This window comes from uncultured Clostridium sp. (assembly GCF_963527835.1).
Classification (GTDB): Bacteria; Bacillota; Clostridia; order Clostridiales; family Clostridiaceae; genus Clostridium.
The window spans coordinates 1-12,308 of record NZ_CAURTC010000027.1 but is presented as its reverse complement, the minus strand read 5'-3'; the positions used below and the strand labels follow the sequence as shown (position 1 = coordinate 12,308).

The 12,308-nt window shown below is 28.4% G+C and carries 7 protein-coding genes and 1 riboswitch; of the genes, 4 read left to right on the top strand and 3 right to left on the bottom strand.

What is annotated here, in order from left to right; genetic code table 11:
* Positions 1-19: 19 nt before the first annotated feature.
* Together RYM86_RS12795 and RYM86_RS12790 are read right to left on the bottom strand one after the other, a co-directional pair.
* On the bottom strand, positions 20-526 hold the full coding sequence (locus RYM86_RS12795; protein WP_315080930.1) for a MarR family transcriptional regulator: 507 nt from the start codon (positions 524-526) through the stop codon (positions 20-22).
* A gap of 105 nt (positions 527-631) precedes the next feature.
* Entirely contained in the window at positions 632-817 is a 186-nt protein-coding gene (locus RYM86_RS12790; RefSeq protein ID WP_315080928.1) for a nitroreductase family protein, read from the bottom strand.
* Here RYM86_RS12790 and RYM86_RS12785 point away from each other — a divergent pair.
* From RYM86_RS12785 to mgtA, 3 genes are all read left to right on the top strand, one after another.
* On the top strand, positions 805-1,080 hold the full coding sequence (locus RYM86_RS12785; protein ID WP_315080927.1) for a winged helix-turn-helix transcriptional regulator: 276 nt from the start codon (positions 805-807) through the stop codon (positions 1,078-1,080). The genes RYM86_RS12790 and RYM86_RS12785 overlap by 13 nt on opposite strands.
* A gap of 1,459 nt (positions 1,081-2,539) precedes the next feature.
* Positions 2,540-4,855, top strand: a complete 2,316-nt coding sequence (locus RYM86_RS12780) for a cation-translocating P-type ATPase (protein WP_315080926.1) — start codon at positions 2,540-2,542, stop codon at positions 4,853-4,855.
* Positions 4,856-5,069: 214 nt separating this feature from the next.
* Positions 5,070-5,231: riboswitch (M-box (ykoK) riboswitch) on the top strand.
* Positions 5,232-5,690: 459 nt separating this feature from the next.
* Positions 5,691-8,390 carry a magnesium-translocating P-type ATPase gene (gene mgtA, locus RYM86_RS12775; protein WP_315080924.1) on the top strand — a complete coding sequence of 900 codons (2,700 nt, stop codon included), beginning with the start codon at positions 5,691-5,693 and terminating at the stop codon, positions 8,388-8,390.
* A gap of 365 nt (positions 8,391-8,755) precedes the next feature.
* Here mgtA and RYM86_RS12770 read toward each other — a convergent pair whose 3' ends face one another.
* On the bottom strand, positions 8,756-9,346 hold the full coding sequence (locus RYM86_RS12770; protein WP_315080923.1) for a TetR/AcrR family transcriptional regulator: 591 nt from the start codon (positions 9,344-9,346) through the stop codon (positions 8,756-8,758).
* A gap of 208 nt (positions 9,347-9,554) precedes the next feature.
* Here RYM86_RS12770 and RYM86_RS12765 point away from each other — a divergent pair, with 208 nt between their 5' ends.
* A complete protein-coding gene (locus tag RYM86_RS12765) occupies positions 9,555-12,194 on the top strand; it encodes a calcium-translocating P-type ATPase, PMCA-type (RefSeq protein WP_315080922.1) in 2,640 nt (879 codons plus the stop codon).
* Positions 12,195-12,308: the final 114 nt, after the last annotated feature.

Below are 12,308 nucleotides of genomic sequence, written 5' to 3'. Positions count from 1 at the left end.
AATATCTCACCTTTCTATATTAAAGTAAATTCTTTGATAAAAAATTAAGTAAAGAGGTTAATTCCTTCAATTGACTATCCTCAAGTCCAGACATTAGCTTAGCAACTATGTTGTAGTGTATAGGCAAAATCTCTTCCAATATACATAATCCTTTTGAGCTTAGACGAACTAAATAACCTCTCTGGTCACAAGGGTTGGGGATTTTCTCTATGAAACCTTGATTTTCAAGGCCAGCTATTAATCCTGTCGTAGTTGCCTTAGTAACTTCAGCCTTTTTGCTAAGAGATACTGGAGATAATTGATAATCACTCTGTCGATACAAAAGCATTAAAATTGTAAATTTTCCTTCCGAAATATCATACTTGGAAAAATGTTCATCAAGTATTTTCGAAATATCAGAAGCCGTCCTGAGAAGTGCTATACAAGTTTCAACTGCATCTATATTTATATCCAGAAATCGGCTAGAATAATCATTTAAAATCTCTCGTTTTGGTATATCCCTAAGGCTAAATTTAAAACCTTTCATAATAAAACCTCCTTATTTATATAGTAAGCCGCCTTACTATATTTGTAAAGAAATATTTTATTATAAAACCAAATATAATTTTAACTATTTAATAATATTTACAGTTTATTCTTTTCTCGGAGCTACTGATCCTTCCATATCTTTATATCCTAATACAGCTGCACCTACAGAAACATAACCTTCTGGAATTCCTAATTCCTTTTTTAAAGCTTTTCCTTCTTCTCTAGCAAAGATAAAATTTAAGATATGAATCCAATAAGAACCTATTCCTAAAGCTTGTGCTGCTAACAAAATATTGCCTATCGCTAAGCTTCCATCATTTACGAAAAGGAGTAAAAAGATTTGGTGAGCTACAAAGGGCTTTACCAGATATAAGACAAAGCACCTTAACACAACAGTTAAGGGAACTTGAGCAAGATGGTATTGTTCATAGGGAAGTATATAAAGAAGTACCACCTAAAGTAGAATACTCATTAACAGAAATCGGTAAAAGGTTCTTAAAAGTTACTGAAGCCATGATTGAGTGGAGCAATGAATATATTGAATGTATATAAAGTTGATAAATATTTAAACTTTTAAAAGATGTACTAATTGATAAAACTAAACCGGACATCTTATTTTTATTAAAATTTATATTTTACTGGAGGATTCCTTGAAAAATGTAAAATGAAAAAGTTAATTCCAGTTGTGAGAGTAAATTCTATGCTACTAGCATTTAGTTCTGCATAATTTTATTTCACTGATGAATAACACTATTTAGGAATACTTTCCAAGCCAAATTTAAGCAGGTCACTGGCATCCCCTTGGTAAGAAGAAGCAATAAAAACGCTTAACCTAGAGTGTACTCCAAGTTATTTAATTTTATATTCAAAAATGGAATAATTACGAAATTGTCAATCAAAGTTAAATCAATAATTATTGATTTAATGATTATTTTAATTCCTTTGTTTATCACATTTACATTTCAATCAGGATATTTTTCTAATACTCAAACCAAATCTATTAATTCACAGGAATCTAATTATCGTTAAGCTAAAAGCTGACGCTATTCACTACATTGTTGATACTTTTAATCAGAATACAGTATATATTTTCAACTTCAATAGAATAGTGTCTATTAATAATAATTATGAAAAATCACTATTCCTATATACTCCGTTAGTGAACAATATTTTACCATTCCGAATTAAAATCTTAAATTTATTATAACATAAATTGCTAATGCCATAGCATAAGTCAAAAAAATTAGCATATGACCGTAAAAAAATAATATTAAAGTATTAAATACTATATGAAGTATATATTATAGTCATGAAAACTCTTACCTTTAAAACTGGGTAAGAGTATTTTTATGTGCGCCCAGCATGGGCGACAACTTGGCGGTGAAAGTCCACTGTGGACTTGATAGGGGAACTACTAGCCAAAGACAAGGGCTGACCTACGGACAGTTATTATCAATATTATTTAATTAATTCCATAATTTTTCAAAATTAATTTATTAGGAAATTCGACCATGCAATAAATTGATTTTTATTGAATTTAAGTATAAATAAGTAAATATAAAATCCTATTTTTACTATATATAGTTGTCAATAGGTTCGTTATCCTTGATATATTACAATAGATAAATAAAGAAAGATTAAAATTCTAGAAACATTTGGCAAGTGGCAATTAAATGTTTGTTTGAGGTAGTGGATTTTAAAGGTCGTGCATCGCCACCACCATGAAATCCACGATAGAAATGTCGTGGATTTTTACATATAGGTAATTATTATATTATTTATAGTAATATAAGCATAAGTAAACATGTAGTTAAGCATAATAAAAGTATCCTAAATTATTAAAAATAAATAACTTTTAATAAGAATTCATATTCCCATAATTAATATTTAACTTAAATTTTACACTATATATAGCATAATTAATGATATTATTAATTAATATGTAAAAATATAAATAATAATATTGTTGTATATGTAGTAATAAGAATAATTGATATGGAGTGTGTTTATTATGGAAGAGCAACAAACTATATTAGGATTAACGGAAAAAGAAGTACTAGACAGGAAAGCAAAAGGGCAAATAAATATAGTAGAAGAAAAAAACGTAAAGTCAGATTGGCAGATTATTTCTGATAATGTATTTACATTATTTAATTTATATAATTCTATTATTGCTATTGCTTTAATGATGGTTGGAGCGTATTCTAACTTAGCTTTTATGTTAATAATTATATTAAATGTATGTATCGGAAGTTTTCAAGAAATACATGCTAAAAATATGGTAGCTAAGTTATCTGTACTTACAGTATCAAAGACTGATGTAATAAGAAGTGGAAAAGAGATTAAGATAAATGTTGATGAAATAGTTTTAGATGATACAACTATACTTAATATGGGAAATCAAATCTGTTCAGATTCAGTTGTTATAAGTGGTAAAATAGAAGTAAATGAATCTCTACTTACTGGAGAGTCAGATACCATAGTAAAGATGCCTGGAGACAAACTATTTTCAGGAAGTTATGTTGTTAGTGGAAAATGCTATGCAAAGGTTGAAAAAGTAGGAAAAGATAATTTTGCAGCAGAAATTGCTTTAAAGAGTAAAAAATATAAAAAGATAAATTCAGAGTTGGTAAACTCTATGAAAAAAGTTACAAAGCTTACAAGCTTTATAATAATACCGGTAGGTGTATTATTATTTGTTGAAGCATACTTCTTTAGAGATGAGGTAATAAAGAGTTCTGTAATATCAACATCAGCATCATTACTTGGAATGTTACCAAAGGGATTAGTCTTGTTAATTAGTATTTCTCTTGCAACAGGAGTAATAAAGCTTGCAAAGAAAAAAGTATTGGTTCAAGATTTATATAGTGTGGAGACATTAGCACATGTAGATATGCTATGTCTTGATAAGACAGGGACTATTACGGAAGGTAAGATGCAAGTTTCTAATATTGAAATATTTAATAATGGAATAGTACCAATTACTGTAGAGAGAGCTATGAGTGCTTTTGTTAATGAAATGGGAGATAATAATGCTACTTTTCAAGCTTTAAAAGATTATTTTAAAGGAAATGATAAATTTGAGGTTGTAGATAAAACTCCATTTTCATCTGAAAGAAAATGGAGCTCAATTTCATTTAAGGATATAGGAAGTATAGTAGTTGGAGCACCAGAGAAATTAATGCTTCAAAGTGATTTCGTAATGGAAGATAATCTTATAGAATCACAAAGATTAGGAAAAAGGGTATTACTTATAGGCTTTTCTAAAGATACAATAGAAGAAGGAATATTACCAACATTAGAAATTATAGCAGCAATTGAATTGTCAGATCCATTAAGAAAAAATGCTAAAGAAATGTTAGGATTCTTTAAAGGAGAAGGTGTTACTGTAAAGGTAATTTCAGGAGATAATCCATTAACTGTTTCTAGTATAGCTAGACAAGCGGGTTTGGAAGATTATGAATCATATATTGATTTATCTACTATAAAAAGTGATGATGAAATAATAGATTTAGTAGAAAAATATAGTATATTTGCTAGAGTATCACCAAATCAAAAAAGTTTATTAGTACAATCGCTACAAGCAAAAGGTCACACTGTTGCAATGACAGGTGATGGTGTGAATGACGTTATTGCATTAAGACAAGCAGATTGTAGTATAACTCTTCCAGAGGCAAGTGATGTTGCAAAACAAGTTTCACAAATTGTGCTTTTAAATTCAGATTTTAGTGTTTTAAAAGATGTTTTAATGGAGGGAAGAAGAGTTGTAAATAATATTACTAATGTTGCTAGAATATTCTTTATAAAGACATTATATTCAGTAATGCTATCAGTATTAAATATTATAACTTGTACAGCATTCCCATTTATACCTATACAAATTACATTAATAGATTTAGCTATTGAAGGATATACATCATTCTTTATATCATTTGAACCAAATGGGAAGCAAATAAAAGAACCATTCTTGAGAAGTGTACTAAAGAATGCATTTCCATATTCTTTAGTAATAATAATTAATATTATAATACTATATTTTCTAGCGCCAACTTTAAATATAGAAGCTCCACAGATGACTACAATTATGTATTACATGATTGGATTTACTAGTATTTTAGCCGTAATAAAAGTATGTAGACCATTTAACAAAATGCGTATATTCTTATGTACAACAACAGCTATAGGATTTTTTGTAGCAGCATTTTTATTTAACAATATACTACACTTAAGCAAATTAGGAATGCAGGAGTTAAAAGTATTTTTGGTAATGGCTACATTGAGCACAGTATTAATTTTAATAAAAAATTATTTAATAAGAATGAAATAACTATATAATAATATAAATATGGGAAATAAGGAAAGTATTGATAGTAATCTATATTATCATCTGAGTAAAGAACATTGTACAATTGAAATACAAATTAATACTAAAAGGGATAGAAAAAAGTGTGTTGACAAAAAATAAATATAAGAGAGTTTATTTTATAAAATTAATGTTGACATTTTGAATAATTATGCATATAATAAAAAAGAAGATAACTTAATATTCTCGGTAGGTGAGGTTACTATAGGGATACGGATTGCTGCCGCAAAATAATGGAGACATTATTAGTTGGTTAGCAGGATACGTCGAAAAACAAGGCGTATTTTAATGCAATTTCATTGCCCTATGAAGCTGAAGCTTGAACGAGCAGATAAGAATATTTTAAACTGATTTTCTGTATCCTCGTTTAGCTTGCGCCCAAACGAGGATTTTTTTATTATTTAGGAAATTATATTGTTAAAGAATTTCTGGATAACTTAAATTATAATTTGTTTTAAGATTAAGAATTGAAACCTAAAGAATAAAAGAATAAACATATGCTAAAAATAAGAGAGGTGAGAACAAGTTGGAAACCAGTAGTAGTAAGTGTATGAATTCAGATGGTGATTATTTCATGTATATTAAAGGTATTAAAAATTTAAATCCGAAAAGCCATTTCTTTCGAAAATTGAAATGTTGGTTTCGGTTTGTTTACTATGTCTTTGCATAAATATACATATAATATTCATTGCCTGTTTTCTAAATATAAATTTAGTTAACAGGTTTTTCTATTTTAATAAGATTTTTATATCTATTTTCATACACTCATTTAAATGCAAAAATGAGGAGGAAAATACAAATGATGAAAAAACTAAATGAAAAAAAAATAAAAAGATTTAATGAAGAAAATGAAAAAAATAAAAAAAGAATTTCTATGAAGCTTGTACAATATGCTCTAACAGATTCTGAGGGTATATTTGAAGCGCTAGATAGTAATATTACTGGACTTAAAAATAAAGAAGTTTTCTTGAAAATAAATGAACACGGATTAAATGAAATAACTACTAAAGATAAAAATACTTTATTAAAAAGAATAGCTAACGCTTTTATAAATCCATTTACAATAGTGTTAGCACTTTTAGCTTTAGTATCTTTTATTACAGATTACTTAATTGCAGCAGCTTCCGAAAAAGACTTAACAACTGTGACAATAATTCTTACTATGGTCTTAATTAGTGGTTTACTTCGTATTATTCAAGAAGGAAAATCTAATAAAGCTGGGGAAAAATTAAATAATATGATAAAGACTACTTGTACAGTCATAAGAGAAGGTCATGAGTACGAAACTGAAATGCAAAACTTAGTTTGTGGAGATATAGTAAAACTTTCAGCTGGAGATATGATTCCTGCAGATATAAGAATAATTACTGCTAAGGATTTATTTATAAGTCAAGCTTCAATGACTGGTGAATCTGAGCCTGTTGAAAAGATGAGCCAAAAATCTATTAAATCTTCTAATAATCCATTAGATTATGAAAATCTTGCATTTATGGGAACTAACGTTATAAGTGGTTCTGCTTTAGGAATTGTAATTTCAACAGGTGACAATACTTTATTAGGTACAATGGCAGAAAGTCTTAATGAAAAAAGAGAAAGCACAAGCTTTGACAAAGGAGTTAATTCTGTAAGTTTTGTATTAATAAAATTTATGGCTATTATGGTTCCTGTTGTATTTTTTATTAATGGTTTAACTAAAGGAGATTGGATGGATGCCTTCTTATTTGGTGTTTCAATAGCAGTAGGATTAACACCTGAAATGCTACCAATGATAGTTACTACAAACCTTGCTAAAGGTGCAGTTAAAATGGCAAAGCACAAAACTATTGTGAAAAACTTAAACTCTATTCAAAACTTTGGAGCTATGGATGTTCTTTGTACAGATAAAACAGGAACTTTAACAGAAGATAAAATAATCCTTGAACGTTATCTAGATATTCATGGTAATGAGGATATTAGAGTATTAAAGCATGGTTATTTAGTAAGTGCGTTCCAAACAGGTTTAAAAAATCTTTTAGATGTAGCCATTTTAGAACATGGTCATAAAGACGGATTAAAGGATTTAGAAAATAAATATGTTAAGGTTGATGAAATTCCATTTGACTTCACTCGTAGAAGAATGTCTGTAGTATTAAAGGATGAAAATAAAAAAACTCAACTTATTACTAAAGGTGCAGTAGAAGAAATGCTTCAAATATGTAGCTTTGCAGAATATAAGGGTGAGGTTTGTGAGTTAACAAAAGAAATCAAAGATGAGATAGTAAAAACTGCTGAAAAATTAAATGAAAATGGAATGAGAGTAATAGCAGTTGCACAAAAAAATAATCCTGCATCTGAAGATAGTTTCTCAGTTAAGGATGAAATCAATATGGTATTAATGGGCTATATAGCTTTCTTAGATCCTCCAAAGGAATCTACAATTGATGCAATAGAAGCGTTAAATAAGAATGGGGTAGAAGTTAAGGTTTTAACAGGTGACAACGAAAAAGTAACTAAACATGTATGTAGCAAAGTAAACATTAATGTAAATAAAATTTTGCTAGGGACAGATATAGAAAACATGAGTGATGATGAGCTTAAAGTACAAGTTGAAAAAGTAAATATATTTGCAAAATTATCACCTAGCCAAAAAGAAAGAATTGTTAGTATTTTAAGAAGTAATGGACATGTAGTTGGATTTATGGGAGATGGAATAAATGATGCTGCAGCTATGAGAAAAGCTGATGTAGGAATTTCTGTAGATACAGCAGTAGATATTGCAAAAGAATCCGCTGATATAATATTACTTGAGAAAAATCTAATGGTTTTAGAAGAAGGTGTTATAGAAGGACGTAAAACTTTCGCTAACATTATTAAATATATAAAAATGACTGCTAGTTCTAATTTTGGAAATATGTTTAGTGTCTTAGTAGCTTCAGCATTCTTACCATTTTTACCAATGTTACCTGCACAATTATTAGTATTAAATTTAATATACGATATCTCTTGTATTTCAATTCCATGGGATAATGTAGATGAAGAGTTTTTAATGGTTCCTCGTAAATGGAATGCAGATTCAATAGGATCATTTATGAAATGGATTGGTCCAACAAGCTCAGTATTTGATATTATAACTTATATATTAATGTTCTTTGTAATTTGTCCAATGGTTTCTGGTGGAAATTTTGGTGATGCTAATGTAAATACTGCTTTATTTATTGCAACATTTAATGCTGGATGGTTTATAGAATCACTATGGTCACAAACATTAGTGATCCATATGATAAGAACTCCAAAACTACCATTTATCCAAAGTAGATCATCATTTAGCGTACTAGCTTGTACTACAATTGCTATTCTTATAGGCACAATTATACCTTACACAAAATTTGGTACAATGTTAGGAATGAATGCTTTACCACCAATTTATTTTGCAGCCTTAGCAGTAATAATTTTTTCTTATATGATACTAGTTACAATAGTAAAGAAAATCTATATAAAGAAAAATGGAGAATTGTTATAAAAGCAAAACTTGATACAAATAAAATGTACCCTGTAGGTAGACAATAAAAAAGTCTATCTATAGGGTATTTTTTTAGAATCTTACAAAGAAATAATAATTATAAAATCTTTAAATTTCCGTACATAAAAAATACTCCATTTATAGAAAAAGTTTTATTATTTTAACTGTATACTATAAATGGAGCATATCAAATATGTTACCGAGGGTTTATTATATTTAGAATTAGAAGTAATGAATCATATCACAAATAAGAGAGGTTTTTATTTGTGATATGATTATTTATTTGTAGAAGCCATTAAAAGTTCTAGTATAAGTTTTAAGTTTAAAGAATAAAATAGATATGGAAAATAAAAAAATACAAAGTATTATATTTGTCCAGATGGATCAAAATATAAATGCATATCAGTAACCTTATCAATCTCAAAGGAAAACTCATCGATAGTTTTAGGATTATCATCCTTTAGCCAACGGCAAACTATTGATATGAAGGCTCCCGAAAAAAACTCTGCAAGAAAATCTATACTTACAATAAATTTATATCCTATATCCTCAAGAGATTTTAGCATTAAAACGTATTGAGATATAGTAAGATCATGCAGTGGGGTTATTATTAAATTAATATCATTAATTAAAATAATACTTCTCAAAAAAGCTCTGTTTTTATTTATAAAAGATAATATAATATGAATTTGTTCACCTTTACTATAATCGGTGACTGATTTTTCAGAATCAATTATTTGGTTTTTTATTAGATGAATACTAAAATATAGAAGGTGATATTTGTCTTCAAAGTGATTGTAAAAAGTAGATCTACTAACTAAGGATTTTTCACAAATATCACTTACTGTAGTCTTTTCAAAACCATTTTGACTTACTAAATCAATAAAAGCTTGATTTAATCTTAAATGGGATTTAGTAATCTTAATTTCAGAAAAATTATTAAAATAATTGTACATTTTAACCCTCCGTGTATAATTTTTTACGGATTTCAAATTTTGTAGGTTGGAATATAACGAATATTATAGTATCTTAAAAATAGCTAAAAATCACTCAAATGCATTATTGATTAAATATATTACAAGTATACAAGAACTTGTAATGTTTATCAACACTGATATTATTTTACCGGTAAAATACTTCTGAATTAGTAAGGAGGATGTATTTATGAATTATATTAAGGAGTTACAGAAATTATATATTGAACTTAATACAAATCCAGATAAGGGTTTAGGAACTGAACAAGTAAAGGAAGCAAGAAAAAAATATGGAGAAAATAGGTTTAAAGAAAAAAAACCTATAAGTTTTACAAAAAGGTTTGTTAATCAATTAAAGGATTTTATGATAATTATACTGATTATTGCTTCATTATTATCATTTTTCCTAGCATCAAAAGGCGATGGCAGTTACATAGAGGGTTCTCTTATTTTAGCAATTGTATTAATAAATGCTTTATTGGGTGCAATACAAGAGAATAGCGCTGAAAAAGCTTTAAATTCATTAAAGAAAATGAATACTCATTATTCTAAGGTTATTAGAAATGGTGAACTTGTAGAGTTAAAATCAGATGAACTAGTTCCAGGAGACATAATTGTATTAGAATCTGGAGACTATATACCAGCTGATGCTAGGCTTATTGAAAGTTCAACTTTAAAAGTTGAAGAATCATCATTAACAGGGGAGAGTTTGGCTGTTGATAAGAACGAAAATGCTAAGATAGATAAAGACTGTCCAATTGGTGATAGAGTAAATATGGTATATTCAGGTTGTATAGTAACAAATGGAAGAGCTAAAGCTGTTGTAACAGAAATAGGAATGGACACAGAAATGGGAAAGATAGCAGCTTTCTTAAATAATGAAAAAACAAAGAATACTCCTTTGCAAGAAAAGCTTGCTAAACTTGGTAAGACTATTACAATAGGAGCAATTGGAGCATGCTTAATACTTTTTATAATAGGTATACTACAGGGAGAAAGTGCTTTTGAAATGTTTATTGCAGCAGTAGCATTGGCAGTAGCTGCTATACCAGAATCACTAACAGGGGTAGTTACTATATCACTATCCTTTGGTGTTACAAAAATGGTTAAAAAACATGCCATTATTAGAAGGTTACCAGCAGTAGAAACATTAGGATCTGCGTCAGTAATATGTTCTGATAAAACTGGTACACTAACACAAAACAAAATGACGGTAACAAGAATATGGTCAGAACAAGATGAGATATTAAAGACTGAGAAGAGAATAAGCGATGAAAGTTATAAGGTTTTAAAATTTGCTGCATTATGTTCTAATGCAAAGATAGAGATGAATGGATTAGAAGAAAATGAGTTTGGTGATGCAACAGAAGTTGCTATAGTGAGGGCTTTTAAAGATTATGGATATGCCAAAACTAATTTAAATAATAATTACAACAGAATTCATGAAATACCTTTTGATTCTGGAAGGAAATTAATGATAACTGTTAACGAAATTAAAGATGATAATGCTCAAGCTGAAGGAAAATATTGTGTAATAGTAAAGGGAGCATTTGATGTATTATTGCCAAAATGTATACATGGCGAATTTGAAAAAACTAAGAAAGCAAATTCAGATTTTGCAAAATCTGCTTTAAGGGTAATTTCAGTAGCATATAAATTTTATGATGAATTACCAGATGTTCTAAATGAGGAAACTTTAGAAAATGATTTAACATTGCTAGGGATAATAGGAATTATAGATCCGCCAAGGGATGAGGTAAAAGAATCCATAATAAAAGCTAGAAATGCTGGTATAAAAACAATAATGATAACTGGAGATCATATTATAACAGCAACAGCAATAGCAAAGGAACTATCAATATTAGAAAATGATAGCGAAGCAATTACAGGAAAAGCATTAAATGAGATGACCGATGAAGAATTGCAAAGAAATATAAATAATTATTCAGTTTATGCAAGAGTTAGTCCAGAAGACAAGATAAGAATTGTAAAAGCATGGCAGAGTAATGGAGATGTGGTCGTAATGACAGGTGATGGGGTAAATGATTCTCCAGCATTAAAGGCAGCAGATATTGGTTGTGCTATGGGGATAACTGGTACTGATGTAGCTAAGGAAGCATCAGATATGATTTTAACAGATGATAATTTCTCTACAATAATAGATGCTGTAGAGGAAGGAAGAAGTATTTATGATAACATAAGGAAAACAGTTGAATTCTTTTTAAGCTGTAATATTGCAGAAGTTATAATAGTATTTATGTCATTCCTTCTAGGGTGGGGTTCACCAATTTTAGCAATTCAATTGCTATTGATAAATGTAGTAGCAGATGCACTTCCTGCCTTTGGATTAAGTAAGGAGAAAACGGATGACAACATAATGTCTAGAAAACCAGTAGATAGAAATAATAATATATTAGCAGATGGATTGGGAGTTAAAATATTATTACAAGCTATAATGTTTGCCATAATTACTTTATTTGCATTCTATTTAGGAACGTTTACTAAATTATCAGAAACCATTGCTCCATCAAAAGAAATTGGTATTACAATGTGTTTCTTAGTAATGGCATTTTCATCAATAATCCATGTATTTAATTGTAGAAGTAGTCAATCAATATTTAAAATTAAATTAAAATCAAATAAGGATGTATTAAAAGGTGCAGCTGCTTCATTTATAATAATGTTACTGATTTGTTTTGTGCCTATTTTATCAGAAATATTTGGTGTTGAAACTTTAGGTTTCCTACAATGGATATTAGTAATAATATTATCAGTTTTACCTTTAATAATAGTGGAGATTGTTAAGTATTTTGTAAATAGAATAAAATAATTTATTGGAGCTATATTAAAATAAACTTGATATTAGCAGATAAAAAAGGGGGATTCATAAATAAAATGGACCCTATATAGTAGACACTCATAAAAGAGAGTCTATCTATATAGA

Coding starts and splice junctions, on each gene's coding strand:
- RYM86_RS12795 (WP_315080930.1), bottom strand. CDS start 526: ATGAAAGGTTTTAAATTTAGCCTTAGGGATATACCAAAACGAGAGATT.
- RYM86_RS12780 (WP_315080926.1), top strand. CDS start 2,540: ATGGAAGAGCAACAAACTATATTAGGATTAACGGAAAAAGAAGTACTA.
- mgtA (WP_315080924.1), top strand. CDS start 5,691: ATGATGAAAAAACTAAATGAAAAAAAAATAAAAAGATTTAATGAAGAA.
- RYM86_RS12770 (WP_315080923.1), bottom strand. CDS start 9,346: ATGTACAATTATTTTAATAATTTTTCTGAAATTAAGATTACTAAATCC.
- RYM86_RS12765 (WP_315080922.1), top strand. CDS start 9,555: ATGAATTATATTAAGGAGTTACAGAAATTATATATTGAACTTAATACA.